Source organism: Paenibacillus sp. FSL H3-0469, from assembly GCF_038051945.1.
Taxonomy (GTDB): Bacteria; Bacillota; Bacilli; order Paenibacillales; family Paenibacillaceae; genus Paenibacillus_AQ.
The window spans coordinates 7,070,429-7,089,705 of the sequence record NZ_CP150302.1; the positions used below are offsets into that span (position 1 = coordinate 7,070,429).

Below are 19,277 nucleotides of genomic sequence, written 5' to 3' on the forward strand. Positions count from 1 at the left end.
GCAGGCGAAAAAAAGACAAGTGGAGGATACGGTCCTCCGCTTGTCTTAGGTATCACGATATGGAGTGGTTAATGCGGGGAATTCACTCAAGCTGCGGCTTCCTATTTACTCATATCGAAATCCGGCATGCCGATGGTAGAGAACCACTGGCGGATCTGCTCCTGATCCTTGGAGAAGGTGAGGCCTAGCTGGAGCAGGAGTCTGGCCTTCTGTGGAAGCAGATCGCCTGCGCCGATGATTCCTTTGGCACCGGTGTCATACACTGCCCCTGAGCCTGCACGCGTAGCGCTTACGAACAGGACGCCTTTCTCAATGGCCGCTGTGCGGGCGGCCTGCTGCGCGGTCGAGATCCCGCCGGCCCCGTGACCCGCAGTAACTATTCCTTGGACTCCATCATTGGCCAAAGCCGTAATTGGTGTAGCGGAGGCTTCTGTATAACTATACACAACATCGACTTTCGCCAAATCCTCCGGCTGGATGGTACTGAGATCGAAAGGAGTCTTCCACTTCTCTGTTCCGGCATCCTTGACGCGGGCCGGGGCACGGACTGCACGAATCCGGTTCTCATCCACCGTACCGAGGGCACCATAACGGCCTCCGTCAAAGGTATCCAGACGCAGCGCATCGGTCTTGGTGACCTCTCTTGCCGCAAAGAATTCATCGTTCATCATTAGAACAGTACCATAGTAGGCTGTCTTTTGGCTGGCAGCCAGCCGGATGGCATTCAGCAGGTTAGCTTCTCCGTCGAAGGAGATCGTATTGGATTGCCGCATTGACCCTGTGAAGATGACGGGCTTCGGGCTGCGGACCGTCAGATCGGTCCAGTAAGCCAACTCTTCCATAATATTGGTTCCGGTAGTCACCACTACAGCGTTCACTGCCGGATTAGCCAGTTCCTTATCGATGGCAATGGTGAGGTTATATAAGTCCTTGGAGGCGGTCTGCGCCGAACTGATGTTGCTGAGCTCAGTGCTGGTCACATTGGCAATTTTGGACAGCTCGGGTTGTAATCTTTGGATAATATCATTGATGGAGACCTTGGGGGTGCCGTAAGTCTGAAACAGCTCTCTAGAAGGTGAAGTGGAGGTGATGGTGCCGCCGACACCGACCACTACGACATTGGGAATGACCTTCCCGGGTACTACGGGGTCCGCAGCTTGGGTAATGGAGGGAAACGATAACAGGGTGAAGAGGGCAAGCAGGACAGTAAAGCTCCTCAGAGTCCGTTTGTGAATAAATTTCATAAATGACCTCCTTATAATATTAAAATTAATGTGATTATATATGACATAAATCATAATTGTCAAAATGATATATTTACTTTTATGTAAAAATAATCTATAAATATACGTTTTTAATGCATAAAAATAAAAATAATTTATCTTTATGTTATAAAACATAACATCAAATCCGCCATCATGTTCGCTCCTTCCTTCCATATCGATTGCTGGGGAAGGGGGAGGCATGATAAGCGGCTTGTGATTTTCCTGCCTGATTCGTTGAGTATAGGTTTTACTCCGGATGCCCGTTGCTCATCCAGCTGTTCACGTGCAAGTCCCCGGCATAGTTCTCACGCGCGGCGATTGCTGCGAGCTTCTGCTCAGCTTCTTCACGGGTGGCAAAGCCCCCGATGACAGCGGCGAAATCACCGGAGGCAGTCTTCAGGAAGGTGACATCATCCTCCAGATAGATCTCTTCCAGGATAGCCAGTGATTCTCCCTGCGGCATTCCTTCGCTGCGTACATAATAGACTTCTTTAGGTGCGGCGGTCTTGCCCTCTGCTGTCAGCTTCAGTTCAAGCGTACCCGGATTGCTGTACTCGGTCAGGGTATGCCGGGTGCCTTCCTTCAGTTCGACCACGAACCGCATGGCGGAGTCATCCAGGATGATATTTCTGTACACATCGCTGACCAGCGGAGAGGCGACCATATCCTGCTCCAGTGCGTCATAATCGAAGCTACGGACGCCGTTAAAGGTGAAGATCAGACGGTTCGGAGCCTCCCGTTGATCGACGGTATAGGAAGGCACACTTGCGGCTGTATCGCCTTCCTGATTGAATACGATGCGAATCGTATCCTCAGCGGTCACGGTGCTTACAGCAGCGCCGTCGGTACGCTCGCCTCCAGTCCCGAACTGCAGCACCTTCACGATGCTTCCCACTACAGGAACCTTGGAGAGGGCGCTTGCCACATCCGGGATATTCAGCACCAGCAGACAAGCTATGAGGGCTGCGGACGCCGAGCCTAACCATCGCAAGCGTACGGTTCTTTTACTGCGGGCCGCTGCTTTTCTCTGGGCTTCCACCAGAACGTCTCCGAGCTGTGCGGGAATTTCGATCTGTGCATAACGGTCTTTTCCTGTCATATTCCCTCGACCTCCCCATCCTTTAAGTGAGCTTTCAGTTTGCCGATAATCCGGTAGAACCTGGTCTTGACGGTGTTCTCCGGCAGCTCCAGAATGTCCGCCATGTCCTTGAAGCGCAGATCCTCAAAAAATTTCAGGATAATATACGCCTTCTCCTCGGGCAATAGTCTATCCAGAGCCTGGTACAAATCCAGCTTCTCTTCCAGTGGAACAGCATGCTCATCCCCGGCATAGCTCTGCGAGTGATCCTCCATGTAAGTAACCCGTTTGTTCCGGTTAAGATGGTCAATGGCGGTGTTGATGACAATCCGGGTCATCCAGGTCTCGAAATACTGCGGTTCCTTCATCCGTCCGAAGGCAAGATACCCTTTATAGGTAGCCTCCGAGACGATTTCGAGCGCTTCATGCTCATTTTTGACATAACAGTAGGCCTTGCGGAACAGATTGTTCCGGCAGTCTTGAAGTTGTTCAGCGAATCGTTGGGGTACTTGCGGCTGGGCTTTCAGTTCGTTCACTCCTTTATGGGCTTCTTGAAGCACTTGATTGAACATTAGACCTTATAGTGGAGCAAATAGTTTCAACATCCTGCAAAAAGAATAAACCTGCGGGCAAGGAGCCGCAGGTTGTAGAAGAACTATTATTTCTGTCTGAAGAGTTACCTTGTCTCCAGATAGGCGATGCCCAGCGCCCCGGTGACCGGATTGCGGTAGGTCGCGCACTCCACATCGAAGACCTCGCGGATTAATTCCTTCGTTAGAATATCCTCAGGGACTCCGCTGGCCGCGACCCGGCCTTCCTTCATAACATACAGATAGTCGCAGTATTCAGCGGCCAGGGTGAGATCATGGAGGGCGGCGAGAATGCCGATATCCAGCTTTCGGACGATATTCAGAATCTGCAGCTGGTATTTGATATCCAGATGGTTGGTCGGTTCGTCCAGAATCATGAATTCCGGCTGCTGGGCCAGCACACGCGCCAGAATGACCCGCTGCTTCTCGCCGCCGGATAAGGAATTATAGCTGCGGCCAGTATGCCCCTCCAGATTGACCTTGCGGAGTGCGGCCGAGACAATGTCAGCGTCCTGCTGGCTGTCGGTTTCCAGCATGCCTTTGTGGGGCGTCCGGCCCATTGCCACCATCTCACGAACGGTGAAGTCGAAGCTCAGCTCGTTGAACTGGCCGACTACGCCCAGCTTCCGGGCAACAAGCTTCGGGCTGGCCTTGATCACATTAAGCTCAGAGAGGAAGACATCGCCCTGGCGCGGTTTAATGACTTTATAGATGCTCTTGAGCAGTGTCGATTTGCCGCAGCCGTTCGGGCCGATCAGACCGACGAATTGCTTATTTTGCACCCTCAGAGAGACCTCCTGCACAATCTTCGCCTCACCGAAAGAGACGCTTAGCCGTTCAACATTCAGATTCATCAGCTTTTCCCTCCGAAGGCATAGCCTTTTCTAATCAGCATGTACATGAACATCGGCGCGCCAATCAGGGCGGTAATGATCCCGATCGGCAGCTCCACATTCGGTACGATGGTCCGGGCAATGACGTCCGTCCAGATCAGGAAGATCGCCCCGAACAGAATCGACGCCGGCAGCAGTCTGCGGTGGTCCGAGCCCACCAGTCCCCGCACCAGATGGGGGATAATCAGTCCCACGAAGCCGATCATCCCGCAGCTTGCTACCATAACGCCGGTAATCAGCGCTGTGAGAATCATGTAGACTCTGCGGTAGGCACCCAGATGAATGCCCAGCGTAACCGCCGCCTCATCTCCGAGCAGCATGGCATTCAGCACGCGGAACTGCGAGAGGAACAGGATAACGGCGAGCAGAACGGTGATTGAGATCAGCGGCAGCTTGTCCCAGCTTGCGGCGGCCAGGCTGCCCATTGTCCAGAAGGTCACGGTCTTGATGCCTTCGGCATTGTTCGCGAAATAGACAATGAAGTTGGCGAAGGCGGTACATAGAGCGTTAATGACCATCCCGGCCAGCACCAGCTTGACGGAGGTCATTTTGCCGCCCGCACTGGCGAGTGTGAGGACCAGCAGAGAAGCGCCAACCGCCCCTGCAAAAGCCCAAAAGGCGACACCCGACTGCCCGAGCAGCCCCATCGAGCCGAAGCCGATCAGGATGGCGAAGGTTGCACCCAGCGAAGCGCCGGAGGAAATACCGAGTATGTATGGATCAGCCAGGGGGTTCTGTACCGCTGCCTGCATGATTGTTCCGCACAGCGTAAGTCCGGCGCCGATGAACATCGCCATCAGGACACGCGGGAAGCGGATTTTCCAGATAATATCGACGAACGAACCGGAGGTCAGGTCCTGCATATCTCCAATCTGAATCCCTGTGATGTGGTGAAGCAGAATCCGGTAGGATTGGGAGACAGGAATGTCCACCTGCCCGAAAGAGACCGCCGCCCCGGCAGACAGCAGGGTAATAATGAACAGGATGCCTATAACAGCCATGAAGCCGTAACGAGAATGGATGAGCGATTGCTTAGGCTGTGAAGGTACGGCTAGATCAGTATGCATTTGCATGTCTGTAATAAAGCTCCTTTATTGAAAGAGAATAAGAACATATAAGTGTTGGGACCCCGGCAAAGTATGCAGGAGAGTCATGAGGAGCATAGGATGTATGCCCGCGGCCAAATGTAATCGAAAAACCGATCACAATTGGACCGAGGGCACCACGTAGGCCAAATGTAATCGAAAAACCGATCACAATTGGACCGGGGGCACCACGTAGGCCAATTGTAATCGAAAAACCGATCACAATTGGACCGGGGGCGCCGCGTAGGCCGGATGTAATCGAAAAACCGATCACAATTGGACCGAGGGCACCACGTAGGTCGGATGTAATCGAAAAACCGATCATAATTGGACCGGGGGCACCACGTAGGCCGGATGTAATCGAAAAACCGATCACAATTGGACCGGGGGCACCGCGTAGGCCGGATGTAATCGAAAAACCGATCATAATTGGACCGAGGGCACCGCGTAGGCCGGATGTAATCGAAAAACCGATCATAATTGGATCGGGGGCACCGCGTAGGCCGGATGTAATCGAAAAACCGATTACATCCGGCCAGATACAAGGCAGCGCGACTACGCAGCGGTAGGGTCTTTTTTAATATACGGTACATTGAGAATGATTGTCAATGATAATAATTCTCATTGACATGTGGCTAAACTTTCTATATTCTACGGAGGTATTCCTTGCAAGGCCATAGGCTTAATGCCATTTCCGCAGGGGAACTAACGTACATACAGAAATGGGGACAAAGAGAATGAAGAAAATATTCAAAAGATATGTACCGCTGCTGGCGGTTCTGGTGATGGCGGTTATGCTGGCGGCTTGTTCTTCCAACGCAGGTAATGAGAAGGAAGCGGCGGCAACGGCTGCACCTGCATCGGCCAGTCCGGCACCGGCGGAGACTGCACCGGCGGCAGCCAAGACGGTATATCCGCTAACCACCCAGAACCACACGAATAACGGGGAAGGCACCGAATGGACGGCTAAATCGCAGACCTTCGATAAGGCTCCTGAGAAGGTAGTAGCGAATACGCAAGGTGCGGCGGAGCTGCTGATTAAGCTGGGGCTTACCGACAAAATGGTCGGAGTAGCGGCTCTCTACGGTGCAGGCGATCCAGCGGTTCAAGAGGAATTCAAGAAGATTCCTGTCATCTCCCAGGACTATGCCAGCAAAGAGCTGGTTGTAGGCGCAAGTCCAGATCTGGTGATGGGGCGCGGCGGCCTGTTCGCAGATGCGGATTGGGGAGTCGGGACGGTAGGCGGACTCAATGAGCTGGGCATCAAGACCTTCGTGCAGAGCACCAGTCTGCAAGGGGCAACGCTAGACAGCCTGTACAAGGATATTGAACAGTTAGGCCAGATCTTCGATGTGCAGGAGAAGGCCACGGCATACATTGCAGAGCTGAAGGAGCGTGCAGCGAAGCTGAAGGAGGGAGCGGCAGCTACTGGTGCCAAGACCTTCGCTTATGTATCTGATGCAGGCAACGGGGCTATCGCTGTCTATAGCGGGAACGTGGATACTTTTGCGGGAGATGTGCTGGGACTGCTTGGACTGACCAACAGCTATGCCGATGTGACCGGTGAGATCAGCAAGGAGCAATTGATCGCGACCAACCCGGATGTCCTGCTGATCTCGGTGTACACAGGCGGTATTGATGCCGACCAGTCGATAAAAGCGTTCTATGCCGATCCGTCACTACAGAGTCTGAAGGCGATCCAGAACAAAGCGATCTATAAGATTGACTTCAACCAGTTCTGGGGCTACAGCTATTCCATCTTTGACGGGGCGGAGAAGCTTGCGTCTGAGCTGGCTGCTGCGAAGTAAGCCGAAGCTAGAAGCTAATAGTAGTCTGATAAAAAAGCAGCCTGAACTGTCACTCTAACGGGTGACGTCCAGGCTGCTTTTGGCATTCTCATAGATATTCATTACGACTTGCTGGATCGGGAGTTCCTTGACGGAAATATCCGAGAAGGCATGCTTGCGGGAGATGCCTTCAATGAACTCGCTGATTGAAATCCGGGCGGTGTCTACCTCAAGCGTAATCTGGAGGTCGGAGGGGCGTTCCATTACCTTGGTCCAGTCATTGTCGAAAAGGGTGTCCCGCACAGACTCGTTAAAGGTAAAGCTTACGCGCTTCTTCTCTCCGAGGAACAGCTTCAGCCGCTGCAGCGAGTCATCAAACACCTTCTCGCCGTGATTAATGACAATCACCCGGTGGGCTAACTCCTCCACATCCTCCAGATCATGGGTGGTGAGAATGCAGGTCATGTTCTGCTGCTTGTTCATCTGGCGGATGAATTCGCGGATTTTGAGCTTAGCGATTACATCCAGCCCGATGGTCGGCTCATCCAGGAACAGGATGTCCGGCTGGTGCAGCATCGCCATCACGAACTCGCATTTCATGCGTTCGCCTAGCGACAGTACGCGGGTGGGCTTCTCCATCACTCCGGAGATATCCAGCAGCGTTGCCAGCTCTTCCAGCCGGTTGCTGAAATCCGTGGCTGAGATGCCATAGATCGCTTTGTTCATCTTGAAGCTGTCGATGGGCGGAATATCCCAGATGAGCTGGGATTTCTGGCCGAAGACCGCTCCGATGGTGCGGACATAATGCTTCCGGTCCCGGGCCGGGGAATAACCGAGTACGTCGATCTCCCCGCTGGTCGGGTAGAGCGCGCCGCAGAGCATTTTGATCGCAGTGGATTTGCCTGCCCCGTTCGGACCCAGCATCCCGCAGATTTCACCCCGCTCAATGGCGAAGCTAATATCGTTCACAGCCTGAACAGAGACCGCTTCACGCCGGAAAAAGCTCGCGAAGGTCTGCCCCATGCCTGCGCCCCGCTTATAGGTGGTATAGGACTTCGTTAAATGCTTGACATCGATCACCGGCATCAGCCGCCAACCCCCTCATATAATCTGATCATGTGCCGGTATACCCAAATGCCTGCCCAGAGAAAGACAAAGCAAGGCAGAATCGCGATAAAATCACCGGCCTGTACCCGGCCGAGCAATGCGGAGGCCGGGAGGTAGCCAACCATCCCCACGGGAATGATCAGCGTAGCTGCCGCCTGCACCGCCTTCGGGAAGATCGGCAGCGGATATTTGCCGACATGCAGCACACTGTCCGCCAGCTCGGAAATTCGTGAATTGCCGACCCATTTGAAGGACATCGCCGCCATCATCAGCGATAATCCGGCGAGTACAGCCGTCCCGGCCAGGAACATTCCAGTGAATTGCAGCCAGGCAAGGGCGGAGATAGCGCCGATATGCATAGCGGAGAAGATGAATAAGGCAGCCCCGCCAAGGAATAATCCGACACTCTCTACAGAGAAGGTAGTTGCAACAATGTAGAACAGCGGATTCAGCGGCTTGAGCAGAATGACCTCGAAGCTTCCCTCACGTACATGCGACATCGTTGTCCATAGCAATCCTCCGAAGACCAGACTGGAGAGACCGCTGGACATGGTGAATATAGATTGAATCAACAGTACTTCGTATAAGCTCCAGCCGGGAAAGCTGGTGCCCGCCCGGTAGATTAACAGCGTCACCAGCGGAAACAGAATGTTGCCTATGAGTGTAATCAGACTGCTGACGATGAAGTTCATCCGGTAGGCCGAAGCGGTCTGGATAGCAGAGTACATACACTGCTTGTATACATCTACATATTTTTTCATAACAGGAACGTTCCTTTCCTTCCGTGTATTCATGCGCCGACCGCCGTGAACTGCTTCATTGCCCGGCGGCGGACCCACTCATTACAGCCGAACATTACCAGTACAGCAGCGGCCTGCATGCCTACAGCTTCGGGAAGGGATAGCTCAAGACCGCCAAGTGAATAATGCCCGGTGAACACCATGGCAGGCATATAAGCAATGTACTGGAAAGGCAGGAACAGCTGGGTGACCTGTAGCCAGTGCGGGAAGAAATCAAGCGGAATCAGCGCCCCCGAGAAAATACCCGATACCAGCAGGAAGGCGCTGCGAATCCCGCCGGATTGCACCAGCCAGAAGGAGGTCAGGCCTATTGTATAATTGACATAGAAGTTCATAAGAAAGGCAAGCAGCACAGATACCAGTGTCCATGGGAGGCTCGCCGGCCGCATATCGATCCCGAAAATATAGATAAAGATCAGCAGGCAGGGCAGGAACTCAAATAAGAAGCCGAGCATCCGGTGCCCCAGCTTCTGGAACAAGGCGAAGGAACGGTGATGCACCGGGCGCAGATGGAAGGTGAGGAATTTGCCGGTGCGCACCAGCATCGACAGATTCCAGTCGGCAAAATCCATAATCAGATACCCGATCAGCGCCGTTGCCCCGAAATAGCGGATCATTTGCTGGAGATCAAGCCCGCCGAGTGTAGTTTGCCCGCCATAGACGGCGGTCCAAATGAAATATTGCACCATGAAATAGACAGGTCCGACAATAACAGAGACCAAGGAATGGGTGCGGTAAGCACTCCATTCCTTGTAAGTAACCTCTGCAACGGCCCGGCAGATGAGCCAGTTATGCTTGAGACGGTTCATTACATCAGTCCTGACCAGATCACATTGGTTACATTGAACAGGGCTTCCGCATACCAGTTATCATCCGTGAAGGGCACGAACCACACGGCCGTGAGCTGCTCCACCGGATCGATGACCATACAGCAGGCGCCGGCTCCTTCATGAAAATAACTGCCCTCGGAATACAGAAATGCGGGGCCTTTGCGCATATCCAGGCCAATGCCATAGCTCCGGTCTTTGACATTGTTACCCCAGCAGTAATCAGGTTTGCCATAGAGTGTGCGGGTGGTGAGCTTCTCTACGGCTTTACGGCCGATAATCCGCGTATCCCCCAAGGTACCCATGCCCAGGAGCATATTGGCGAAGCGGGTGAGGTCCGCAGTAGTAGAGACCAGTCCCCCGCCTGTGCTGGATACGTTCTTCCACAGCTTCTCTGCTGGAGGTTCTTCCTGCTGTACGCCATGGATCAGGTCATGGAGCTGCTTTTCTTTATGTTCATTTCTTATGATGAAGCGCTCCGCTAATTCGGGAGTCGGCTCCCACATCGTATCCTTCATGCCGAGCGGCTGCAGGATCTGCTCCTCTATGTACTGTTCAGCGGAAATACCTGTGACCTTCTTAATGATCTCACCAAGAATACAGAAGCCGAAGGAGCAGTATTGCCATTCCTCACCGGCCGGTTTGTCGATCCCGCAGCTCAGTGCAGCTGTGATCCAGTCCAGCTCGCCGTCCTCCGGATTGTACTTGTCGAAATATTCGCCAATCAGCTGCCAGTAAGACTTGTGATAAGGAATCATGCTGCCCGCACAGTCAGGGAACAGGCCGGAGGTATGGGTCAGCAGGCTGTAGATGTCGATTTTATTGAACGGCTCCACATTAAACGGTTCCAGAAAAGCGCCAACGGGAAGGTCAAACCGCAGAATACCATCTTCTACGAGCTTGGCTATCGCCACAGAGGTAACCGCCTTGGTGATGGATGCGATGCGATGAACGGTTGTCGGCAGCAGCGGGTCCGTCCGGTCCTTGCGGTAGGAGAGGGGGCCGATGGCACCGTTCATGAACGTCTTGCCGTACCGGGAGACGCTGTAAGCGGCGGCCTGGATTTTGTTCTCGTCGATCAATTTCTGAAAGAGGGCATGGAGTACCCCGATTCTTGATGCGTCATAGTGAACCTCTGCCGGTGAGCAGTCGGTAATGCCGGGAGTGTGCAGCATAAGTAGATGATTCCTCCTTAAAGTTAGTAGATAAATGAAAGCGCCCTCACTTTTAGTATATATTCCATATAGTGGATAGTTCAATGGGGAGTTTATTTTATAGTCAATTAATCCGGCCAAAAGCAGGGGAGTAGAGGCGCCGCAGAGAAATACACACATATACATATTCACAGAATGGAAGGACAAGGAATGAAGTTATGACAACAAAGCCGTTAACCAAAAGTATTACGTTCATGCAAGCGCTGGCCCTCGTGGTCGGGATGATTATCGGATCGGGGATTTTTTTGAAGCCAGGAATTGTGTTGAATCATGCGGGCAGCCCGTGGCTGAGTATTCTGGCCTGGGGTGTTGGAGGGATCATTACCCTGGCTTCGGCGCTGAGCGTGGCGGAGATTGCGGCCGCCATTCCGAAGTCGGGAGGTCTATATACTTATTTAAGTGAATTGTACGGCGGAGTGTTCGGGTATCTGCTCGGCTGGGTGCAGGCGGTCATCTCCTATCCGGCTTCTGTGGCGGCGCTGGCGATTGCTTTTGCTACCTATTCCGGTTACTTCCTGCCGCTGAACGCATGGCAGCAGAAGCTGCTTGCGGTGGGCATTCTGGCCTTCATTCTGCTGATGAATGTCATCGCCACGAAGTTCGGCGGGATCATTCAGACGGTGGCTACGGTCGGTAAGCTGATTCCGGTAGCGGGCATTGTGGGTGTCGGGCTGTTCTCGGATCTGGCTCCCGGCTTCGGAGGCATTAGCACAGCAGTTGCGGGTGCGGGCTTCGGGGCAGCGGTGCTCGGCACACTCTGGGCGTATGACGGCTGGATCAGCGTGACCAATATGGCGGGAGAGATCAAGGACCCGGCCAGGACGCTGCCCAAAGTCATTTCGATCGGTGTTATTTTTGTCATCGCCGTATATGTGCTGTTCAATATAGCGGTGTTCCAGGCGCTGCCCTATGACCAGATTGTGTCATCACAGACTCCGGGAGCCGATGCGGCAGAGGCCCTGTTCGGTAGCGGCGGCGGAGCGTTTATTACGGCAGGCATTATCGTCTCTGTGCTGGGGGCGCTAAACGGTTATCTCATGACCGCAGCGCGGGTGCCGCAGGCGATGGGGGAGCGGGGACAGCTTCCGTTCTCCCGGGTGCTGAGCAGCATTCATCCGAAGTTTCAGACACCGGCGAATGCGCTTGTTTTTCAGAGTGTGCTGGCGGTGGTCTACATCTTCTCGGGAACCTTCAATACGCTGACGGATCTGCTCGTGTTCGTGCTCTGGATCTTCTTCACCATGGGCGTGTTCGGCGTGTTCCTCCTGCGCAGGAAGCTGCAGCCCGTACAAGGCCGCTACCGCGTGCCGCTCTACCCGTTCACCCCGATTCTTGGCGTAGCAGGGGGGCTCTATATTCTAGCCAGTACAATTATCAGTGACCCGCTGCGCTCGCTTATAGGAATTGGCATCACGCTTGCCGGACTCCCGGTGTATATGGTGATGATGCGGAAGAATCGCGTGTAAACAGCAGTTCATAGCTGAGTGTGAGAAAGTTTTAATAAAACAGTTGACAAGCGCCCGTTCAAAAAAGTATACTATGAAAGTACTTTTGAGCGGACGCAGTCAGCTTAGAGATTATCGTCTAGAGAATCATACATAGACACCATACGGACTCTTAGCTCAGTTGGTAGAGCAGTAGACTCTTAATCTATTTGTCCAGGGTTCGAGCCCCTGAGAGTCCATCCCTTAAGAAACGGCAGAAATGCCGTTTTTTTGCTGTCCGGAGAATTGTATGCGAAAAAGCGAACACATTAGGTAGTGTGGTGAGTAGGTGGCGCGAATGTAATCGGAAAACCGATTACAATGGAGCGTGTGAAGGCGCGTGGTCCGAATGTAATCGGAAAACCGATTACAATGGGGCGTGTGAAGGTTTGTGGCGCGAATGTAATCGAAAAACCGATCACAGTGGGGCGTGTGAAGGTTTGTGGCGCGAATGTAATCGAAAAACCGATTACATTGGGTCGTGTGTAGGTGCGTGGCGCTAATGTAATCGAAAAACCGATTACATTGTGGCGTGTGTAGGCACGTGGGCCGAATGTACTCGAAAAAGCGGATACATTATGCATCCGCAAATTCCGCAAGTAGGCTTACCCCTACATATGCTCGGCAAGCTGCACCTCGAACCCGTCCGGGTCCAGGATATAGAAGAAGCGCAGGCTGGGATTCGGCGCGATGGGGCCGCGGGCGACCGGAATTCCTTCCTTACTAAGTTCCGCCATAGCTTCGTCCAGCGATCTAACCTCGAAGCCTACAGACACTCCGCATTCCGGCTTCACCGGCGGGTCACTGCCCTCAATGAGCTCAAGCTTCGGCTGTCCCTCTATTCCCAGCATGACGATCTGTTTCCCTCTGCTTTCGAATCTGCGCTCCAGCGGAAGCCCTAGAATTCTGTGATAGAAATCAAGGGAAGCCTCCAGATTGCGTACCCTGAGTGTAATCCAATTCATCGTGAGCTCCATCATGATCCATCCTTTACTGTACAATTCAATTGTTGCTAATATTAGCTATCCGCATATTTTAACATATTCGATCAGGAGGTTATAGTGATGAACAAGCCTCCATGCAGCTCATACTGGAACCGGAAACCCCGGATATGATAAGCTCATGGAATCAGGGCAGTCCTGAACTAAGGAGGGGAAAGATATGAGCAGCTTAATAGCAGGTGAGGTCTATTCCGGGTTTCAAGTGATACGCAAGGAGTACATACGGGAAATCGAATCCTCCGTATACACGCTGGAGCATCAGCAGAGCGGCGCACGGCTGCTCTATGTACAGAATCAGGATGACAATAAGGTGTTCAGTGTTACGTTCCGGACTCCGCCTGCGGACAGCACGGGAGTGTTTCACATTCTGGAGCATTCGGTTCTGTGCGGCTCGGACAAATTCCCGGTGAAGGAGCCGTTCGTGGAGCTGCTGAAGGGCTCGATGAAGACGTTCTTGAACGCTTTTACCTTTGGCGACAAAACGATGTATCCGGTAGCCAGCCAGAATGACCAGGATTTTGCCAATCTGATGGAGGTCTATCTGGACAGCGTCTTTCAACCGAATATTTACAGTCAGCCGGAGATCTTCGAGCAGGAGGGCTGGCATTATGAGCTGCCGCATTCCGGGGATGAGCTCATCTACAAGGGCGTTGTTTACAATGAGATGAAGGGCTCATATTCCTCGCCGGTGACGGTGCTGATTGACCGGATCAAAAAATCGCTCTACCCGGGTACGATCTACCGTCACTCCTCCGGCGGTGATCCGCAGAATATCCCTTCCTTGACCTATGAACAGTTTCTGGAGGCGCACCGGAATTATTATCATCCGTCGAACAGTTACTTCTATTTGTATGGGGATCTGAATATCGAAGAACGGCTGCAGTTTATCCACGCGGAATATCTCAGCCGCTATACCCGCAAGGCTATGGATACTTCGATTGCTCTACAGGCACCGGTCGGCATTACCCAGCTTACGGCGGAGTATCCCATTCTGGAGACGGAAACGGCTGCGGACAAGACATACTTGAGCTTGAATTATGTAATAGGAACCTCTATGGACCGGGAGCTGAATCTGGCTTTTGCCATTCTGAAAAGCATGCTGATGGACAGCAACGCCGCCCCGCTGAAGCAAGCGCTGCTGGAGAGCGGCCTGGGCAAGGATGTGGTTGCCTTTTATTCAGATAGTATGGTTCAGCCTATGCTGGGTATTGCCTTGACGCATTCTAACCCTGAGGCTAAGGAAGAATTCGTGAATCTGGTCAGAGCGACGCTGAGCCGCCTTGCAGCAGACGGACTGGATGAGAAGCTGGTGCTGGCTGCGGTGAACAGCAAGGAATTTGAACTGCGGGAAGCCGATTTCAGTCAATATCCGAAGGGTCTAACCTACAATATGGAAGTCATGAAGGCTTGGCTGTATGATGGCTTGCCGTCCACGTATCTGGAGTACGAAGCGGCACTTACGGCGATCCGCGAACAAAGTTCGGGCCGCTATTTCGAGCGGCTGATTGAGACCTACCTGCTGAACAGTAACCACTGCAGTGTTGTTGTCCTCCAGCCCTCTCAGACTCTGGCGGGGGAAAAGGATGCGGCGGTCCGCAGCCGTCTGGCGTCATACAAAGCCTCTTTGGCCCCAGCCCAGCTGGATGAGCTGGTGCTTAGCACGCAGAAGCTGCTTGCCCGGCAGAACACTCCTGACCCCGCTGAGGAGCTGGAGAAGTTGCCGAAGCTGACCTTGCAGGATATTAACCCTATCGCTCCGGCAGGGGTACCCACAATGGAGTATGTGCTGGATGGGGTTAAGGTGCTGCATCATGAAGTCGCTGCCGGTGCAATCGCCTATATCAAGCTGTACTGGGACACCAGCGTGCTTGCCGCGCAGCAGATTCCTTATCTGGAGCTGCTGGCGAGAGTGCTTGGACAGCTGGAGACGGAAGCCTACAGTATTGAGGAGCTGACTAGTGAGATTGGGATTTCGACCGGGGGCATCCGTTTTCAGAATGAGGTGTTCGGAGCCGGGAAGTCTGCGGAAGGAAGCTATCAGGCCAAATTCAGCGCGCGGATCAAGGTCATGCAGGGCAACATCGGCGGTTCCCTGAAGCTGCTGCACGAGCTGCTCTACGGCAGCAATCTGGATAATCTGTCCAAGCTGCAGGAGATTGTCCGCCGCGAAGCCTCCGGGATGGAGGCGATGCTGACCCAGAAAGGCAATGAGATTGCAGCCAGCCGGGTGCTGTCCTATTTCTCGGACCGGGGGATGTACGAGGAGCAGCTTGGCGGAGTGGCCTATTACCGCTTCATCAAGGAGCTTGCCCGCACCATTGACCAGCAGGCGGAGGGGCTTGCGGATACCTTGAAGGAAATTTGCGGGGTGTTGTTCAATACGCATAATCTGACGCTCTCCATCACCGGTACGGCGGATTCGTATGCGGAATTCGCCGCACATGTGCAGGAGCTGGACCTGAGCAGCCGGGTGGTAGAGTCCCAGCCGCTCTTGTCTGCACAGGACCAGGCGGTCAACGAAGGCTTCATGTCCGCAAGCCAGGTGCAATATGTAGTCAAAGGCTATGACTACAAGAAGCTGGGATTCGCCTATTCCGGCAAGCTTCAGGTGCTTAAGAAGATTCTCAGCCTAACCTACCTGTGGAATACGGTCCGGGTCAAAGGCGGTGCGTATGGCGGCAATCTGCTCCTGCGCCGTGACGGAGTGATTCTGTTCACTTCCTACCGCGATCCGAACCTGCTGGAGACGCTGGAGGTCTATGACCGGGCCTCTCAGTTTGCCGGAGAATATACGGCAGATGAAGCGGAGATGGAGAGGGCAATTATCGGGACTCTGGCTATGCTTGACCAACCGCTTAGTCCCGGCGCGCAAGGCCGTCAGGCAGACCGGCATTATTTCGAACAGATCACTGCGGAAGACCTTCAGCAGGAACGTAATGAAATCCTGTCGGCCAAAGCTGCGGATATCAGGAGCTATGCCAGTCTGCTTGAGGCGGTAACACAGCAGAATTACTTCTGTGTAGTCGGAGGCGAATCCAAGCTGAAATCGGCCTCCGGTGCCTTTGGCAGCCTGGAGGAACTGGTGAAATAAGCGGGAGCGGCTGCGATCAGCCAGCTAACACATGACGGGGTGCCTTAAGAGCTGTTTACACAGCCGGGGCGCCCTGTTTGCTGCGGGTTAAAGTTTTCTTTGAATATTTAACTATTTAGTTTTAGAATATAAAGATTACTGACTTTTAGGAGGAACAAGACGTGGAACTTGGAATAAGCACCTTTGTCGAGACAACGCCTGATGTGAATACCGGAGTGACTCTAAGCCATGCGGAGCGGCTGCGCGAAGCGGTGGAGGAGATCGTGCTTGCGGATCAGGTGGGACTGGATGTATACGGCGTGGGTGAGCATCACCGGCCTGATTTTGCAGCTTCATCGCCTGCTGTGCTGATGGCGGCGGCTGTACCACTGACGACCCGAATCCGTCTGACCAGTGCGGTCATGATTCTGTCCTCAGCCGATCCGGTGCGGGTATTTCAGGATTTCGCAACACTGGACGGGATATCGGGCGGCCGTGCCGAGATTATGGTGGGCCGGGGCTCGTTCACCGAGTCGTTTCCTCTATTCGGCTATGATCTGAAGGACTACGAAGAGCTGTTTGACGAGAAGCTGGACCTGCTGCTCAAGCTAAGGGAACCCGGCAAGGTCAGCTGGAGCGGCAAGCACCGTCCGGCTATAACGAATCTGGAGATCTATCCGCGCCCGGAGCAGCATCCGCTGCCCGTATGGATTGCGAGTGCGGGAACTCCGGAGTCTGCGGTCCGTGCGGGTACCCTGGGTCTGCCCTTTGCCCTGGCGATTATCGGCAATGTGAACCCCTCCGATTATGCCAGGCATGTAAGGCTCTATAAGGAGGCAGCAGCCAAGGCGGGCCATGATGTATCCAAGCTTCCAATCGCCTCACACTCTCATGGTTATGTTGCGGAGACGGACGAGCTTGCGGTAGAGGGCTTCTTCCCGTCCACACATGCACGTACGAATGTCCGGGCGGAGGAGAAAGGGCTCCCGCCGTATCACCGTGCGGATTACGATGCCGCCCGCAGCTTTGACGGTGCTCTATATGTAGGCGATCCGGACACAGTTGCCCGCAAAATCATCCACCTCTACGAGCATGTAGGGATCACCCGCTTCCTGCTGCATGTCCCGCACGGCTCCATGCCGCATGCCCAGGTGATGCAGGCCATCCGTCTCTTCGGGACAGAGGTAGCGCCTAGGGTGCGGGAGGGCATTAAGCGGCTTAAGTGAGCATCTCTCCTGCGGAACTTATATTCGGAATATACAGAAGAGGACCCTGCGGCACTAGGCCTGGGGTCCTCTTCTGTATATGAAGCTATGAGCTTAAATGAGCATGGATATGATCAAGTAATCGAAGCCTCATAGATGGCCTGGATCGATGCAGCGAGGGTGCTATTGAATTCGTCCTCGGATTGCTGATCGCTGAGCCCCTGGGATAAGGCGCGGGAGAAGCTGGCAATCACTCCATGCTGGCGGGCCAGCTTCTCGTTGGCTTCAGCCTGGGTATACCCTCCTGAGAGGGCTACGATCCGAACTACATGGGGATCTGCGGCGAGCCCGCTGTATAAATTATCCTCTGTCGGGATCGACAGCTTGAGCATGACCTTCATGCCATCTGGCAGCTCAGACAAGCGTGCGGCCAGTTCCCGTTTCAGCAATTGCTCTGATTCCTGCTTGTCGTTACTGAGGATATCTACTTCAGGTTCAATAATCGGAACGAGTCCGAAGGCGGCGATCTGCCGGGCCAGCCCGAACTGCTGCTCCACTACCTGCCGGATACCCTCCGGGTTCGCCTCATGGATCACGGAGCGCATTTTGGTGCCGAAGATATGCTTGCTGACTGCCCGCTTCAACAGATCATCGAGGGCGGGAATAGGCTTCATAAGCTGGACTCCGTGCTCAGGAGCGGCCAGTCCCTGGTCTATTTTGAGAAAAGGCACGACGCCCTTCTGCTCCCACAGGTAATCGGCAGTATATTGCCCGTCTATGAGGCGGTCCATCGTGTTCTCGAACAGAATTGCACCGAGAATATGCTCGCCTGTAAAGGCGGGACTCTGAATAATGCGTGTTCTCATGCTGTGAACCATGGTGTACATCTCTTCGTCCCCTGAATAACGGTCTTCCTTAATACCGTATTGCAGCAGCGCTTTGGGGGTGCTTCCTCCGCTCTGGTCCAGAGCAGCTATAAAGCCTTGGCCAGTGTGAATCCGGTCCAATTGTTCAGTATTCATGGTTAGTGTCATTCCCTTCTGCAAGATGAGATGGTTACTGTACCCTGTCTAGTATAGCACTTGCGCATAAGGACATACATCCGGGTCCGGCAGAGCTTTCCATTTGCGCCTGAGAGATATGGTATGTTACCTTGTTCAATAGGATGGTATGATAGAAAGTGGGGTGAATTTAACTATGACAAACGAAACAACCAATGAGACTACGAATGAGCCGGTCAACGGGGAAGCGGAAGCTGCCGGGAAAGAAATGACCGAAGAGAATTGGAATGAGCTGCTCAAGGCTGTTTTTCATAACGGCATTGTAGCTCTCAAAATGAGCTTCAGCGATGTGGAAGGACAGGTGCTGAACCTGGACAACTACGGCCCGGTATTTGTATTCCGTGTGAAGGATAAAGATAACGCTGATTATTACTGCGGTTTCTTCCTTCGTGAGCTGGCTGGCCGCTTCCAGACCGGCAACAGTCCGGAGATCTGGATGGCATCCTTCTTCCACGAGATGATGAAGACCAAGGGAGGCAACTCCATGCCTAAGCCGCTCGCCAGTGAAGAGGAAGCCAAGGCTGCTGTCGACAATGTGCTGGTTCCGATGTGTATCGCCGCTGTAACGGAGGAGTTCGCACCGGAGCAGGTGCATGCCGGACTGGCCTGGAACGAGGAGCATGGACCGGTCTTTGAAGCAGGCTTCCCTGCAATCACGGACGGAAATAACGTCTGCGCTATCCCGCTCCATCTGCTACTGACGCATCTGCAGCTTAACCGTGATCCTTCGGAGCTGCTCGTGCAAGGGATGTATAAGATCCGCGAGGAGCACGGACTCGAGTAGTACGGCAATCACTCTTTGCAAAAACA

The 19,277-nt window shown here is 53.5% G+C and carries 16 protein-coding genes and 1 tRNA gene; 6 read left to right on the forward strand and 11 right to left on the reverse strand.

Annotated features, from left to right (window positions below; all coding sequences use genetic code 11):
- Positions 1-101: 101 nt before the first annotated feature.
- From NSS83_RS30675 to NSS83_RS30695, 5 genes are all read right to left on the reverse strand, one after another.
- Positions 102-1,244, reverse strand: a complete 1,143-nt coding sequence (locus NSS83_RS30675; RefSeq protein WP_341347177.1) for an asparaginase — start codon at positions 1,242-1,244, stop codon at positions 102-104.
- A gap of 268 nt (positions 1,245-1,512) precedes the next feature.
- Entirely contained in the window at positions 1,513-2,364 is an 852-nt protein-coding gene (locus NSS83_RS30680; protein WP_341347178.1) for a hypothetical protein, read from the reverse strand.
- The gene (locus tag NSS83_RS30685) at positions 2,361-2,879 is read right to left on the reverse strand and encodes a sigma-70 family RNA polymerase sigma factor (protein WP_341347179.1); all 519 of its coding nucleotides are present in this window, start codon (positions 2,877-2,879) and stop codon (positions 2,361-2,363) included. The genes NSS83_RS30680 and NSS83_RS30685 overlap by 4 nt, the downstream gene beginning before the upstream one ends.
- Positions 2,880-3,019: 140 nt before the next feature.
- Positions 3,020-3,787, reverse strand: a complete 768-nt coding sequence (locus NSS83_RS30690; RefSeq protein ID WP_341347180.1) for an ABC transporter ATP-binding protein — start codon at positions 3,785-3,787, stop codon at positions 3,020-3,022.
- Positions 3,787-4,893: an iron ABC transporter permease gene (locus NSS83_RS30695; RefSeq protein ID WP_341188132.1), complete on the reverse strand. Its 1,107-nt coding sequence runs from the start codon at positions 4,891-4,893 to the stop codon at positions 3,787-3,789. The genes NSS83_RS30690 and NSS83_RS30695 overlap by 1 nt, the downstream gene beginning before the upstream one ends.
- Positions 4,894-5,648: 755 nt before the next feature.
- On the opposite strand from NSS83_RS30695, the gene NSS83_RS30700 reads away from it, so the two are divergent.
- Positions 5,649-6,719: an ABC transporter substrate-binding protein gene (locus NSS83_RS30700; RefSeq protein ID WP_341187992.1), complete on the forward strand. Its 1,071-nt coding sequence runs from the start codon at positions 5,649-5,651 to the stop codon at positions 6,717-6,719.
- 54 nt (positions 6,720-6,773) lie between these two features.
- Here the strand turns inward: NSS83_RS30700 and NSS83_RS30705 are convergent, their stop codons facing one another.
- From NSS83_RS30705 to NSS83_RS30720, 4 genes are read right to left on the reverse strand one after another with little or no spacing between them, the layout of a single operon-like run.
- Positions 6,774-7,784: an ATP-binding cassette domain-containing protein gene (locus NSS83_RS30705; protein ID WP_341187993.1), complete on the reverse strand. Its 1,011-nt coding sequence runs from the start codon at positions 7,782-7,784 to the stop codon at positions 6,774-6,776.
- Positions 7,784-8,566 carry an ABC-2 family transporter protein gene (locus NSS83_RS30710; RefSeq protein WP_341187994.1) on the reverse strand — a complete coding sequence of 261 codons (783 nt, stop codon included), beginning with the start codon at positions 8,564-8,566 and terminating at the stop codon, positions 7,784-7,786. Before NSS83_RS30710 ends, NSS83_RS30705 begins: the two co-directional genes overlap by 1 nt.
- Positions 8,567-8,595: 29 nt before the next feature.
- On the reverse strand, positions 8,596-9,414 hold the full coding sequence (locus NSS83_RS30715) for an ABC-2 family transporter protein (protein WP_341187995.1): 819 nt from the start codon (positions 9,412-9,414) through the stop codon (positions 8,596-8,598).
- Positions 9,414-10,607 carry a serine hydrolase gene (locus NSS83_RS30720; RefSeq protein WP_341187996.1) on the reverse strand — a complete coding sequence of 398 codons (1,194 nt, stop codon included), beginning with the start codon at positions 10,605-10,607 and terminating at the stop codon, positions 9,414-9,416. The genes NSS83_RS30715 and NSS83_RS30720 overlap by 1 nt, the downstream gene beginning before the upstream one ends.
- A gap of 197 nt (positions 10,608-10,804) precedes the next feature.
- Here NSS83_RS30720 and NSS83_RS30725 point away from each other — a divergent pair, with 197 nt between their 5' ends.
- On the forward strand, positions 10,805-12,112 hold the full coding sequence (locus tag NSS83_RS30725) for an amino acid permease (protein WP_341347181.1): 1,308 nt from the start codon (positions 10,805-10,807) through the stop codon (positions 12,110-12,112).
- Positions 12,113-12,257: 145 nt separating this feature from the next.
- Positions 12,258-12,330, forward strand: a tRNA-Lys gene (locus NSS83_RS30730).
- A gap of 411 nt (positions 12,331-12,741) precedes the next feature.
- Here the strand turns inward: NSS83_RS30730 and NSS83_RS30735 are convergent.
- A complete protein-coding gene (locus tag NSS83_RS30735; RefSeq protein WP_341347182.1) occupies positions 12,742-13,095 on the reverse strand; it encodes a VOC family protein in 354 nt (117 codons plus the stop codon).
- Between the two features lie 196 nt (positions 13,096-13,291).
- On the opposite strand from NSS83_RS30735, the gene NSS83_RS30740 reads away from it, so the two are divergent.
- Together NSS83_RS30740 and NSS83_RS30745 are read left to right on the forward strand one after the other, a co-directional pair.
- Complete coding sequence (locus NSS83_RS30740) at positions 13,292-16,222, forward strand: insulinase family protein (RefSeq protein WP_341347183.1); 2,931 nt, start codon at positions 13,292-13,294, stop codon at positions 16,220-16,222.
- 161 nt (positions 16,223-16,383) lie between these two features.
- Positions 16,384-17,427 (forward strand): Atu2307/SP_0267 family LLM class monooxygenase, encoded by a 1,044-nt coding sequence (locus NSS83_RS30745; protein WP_341347184.1) that lies wholly within the window; start codon positions 16,384-16,386, stop codon positions 17,425-17,427.
- Positions 17,428-17,540: 113 nt separating this feature from the next.
- Here NSS83_RS30745 and NSS83_RS30750 read toward each other — a convergent pair whose 3' ends face one another.
- Complete coding sequence (locus NSS83_RS30750) at positions 17,541-18,428, reverse strand: fructose bisphosphate aldolase (RefSeq protein ID WP_341347185.1); 888 nt, start codon at positions 18,426-18,428, stop codon at positions 17,541-17,543.
- Between the two features lie 175 nt (positions 18,429-18,603).
- On the opposite strand from NSS83_RS30750, the gene NSS83_RS30755 reads away from it, so the two are divergent.
- The gene (locus NSS83_RS30755) at positions 18,604-19,251 is read left to right on the forward strand and encodes a hypothetical protein (protein WP_341188002.1); all 648 of its coding nucleotides are present in this window, start codon (positions 18,604-18,606) and stop codon (positions 19,249-19,251) included.
- Positions 19,252-19,277 lie beyond the last annotated feature (26 nt).

Excerpts from the sequence above, each read along its gene's own strand:
- NSS83_RS30720 (WP_341187996.1), bottom strand. The coding sequence starts at position 10,607 with ATGCTGCACACTCCCGGCATTACCGACTGCTCACCGGCAGAGGTTCAC.
- NSS83_RS30680 (WP_341347178.1), bottom strand. The coding sequence starts at position 2,364 with ATGACAGGAAAAGACCGTTATGCACAGATCGAAATTCCCGCACAGCTC.
- NSS83_RS30710 (WP_341187994.1), bottom strand. The coding sequence starts at position 8,566 with ATGAAAAAATATGTAGATGTATACAAGCAGTGTATGTACTCTGCTATC.
- NSS83_RS30755 (WP_341188002.1), top strand. The coding sequence starts at position 18,604 with ATGACAAACGAAACAACCAATGAGACTACGAATGAGCCGGTCAACGGG.
- NSS83_RS30735 (WP_341347182.1), bottom strand. The coding sequence starts at position 13,095 with ATGAATTGGATTACACTCAGGGTACGCAATCTGGAGGCTTCCCTTGAT.
- NSS83_RS30700 (WP_341187992.1), top strand. The coding sequence starts at position 5,649 with ATGAAGAAAATATTCAAAAGATATGTACCGCTGCTGGCGGTTCTGGTG.
- NSS83_RS30705 (WP_341187993.1), bottom strand. The coding sequence starts at position 7,784 with ATGCCGGTGATCGATGTCAAGCATTTAACGAAGTCCTATACCACCTAT.
- NSS83_RS30725 (WP_341347181.1), top strand. The coding sequence starts at position 10,805 with ATGACAACAAAGCCGTTAACCAAAAGTATTACGTTCATGCAAGCGCTG.
- NSS83_RS30695 (WP_341188132.1), bottom strand. The coding sequence starts at position 4,893 with ATGCATACTGATCTAGCCGTACCTTCACAGCCTAAGCAATCGCTCATC.
- NSS83_RS30715 (WP_341187995.1), bottom strand. The coding sequence starts at position 9,414 with ATGAACCGTCTCAAGCATAACTGGCTCATCTGCCGGGCCGTTGCAGAG.
- NSS83_RS30750 (WP_341347185.1), bottom strand. The coding sequence starts at position 18,428 with ATGAATACTGAACAATTGGACCGGATTCACACTGGCCAAGGCTTTATA.
- NSS83_RS30675 (WP_341347177.1), bottom strand. The coding sequence starts at position 1,244 with ATGAAATTTATTCACAAACGGACTCTGAGGAGCTTTACTGTCCTGCTT.
- NSS83_RS30690 (WP_341347180.1), bottom strand. The coding sequence starts at position 3,787 with ATGAATCTGAATGTTGAACGGCTAAGCGTCTCTTTCGGTGAGGCGAAG.
- NSS83_RS30740 (WP_341347183.1), top strand. The coding sequence starts at position 13,292 with ATGAGCAGCTTAATAGCAGGTGAGGTCTATTCCGGGTTTCAAGTGATA.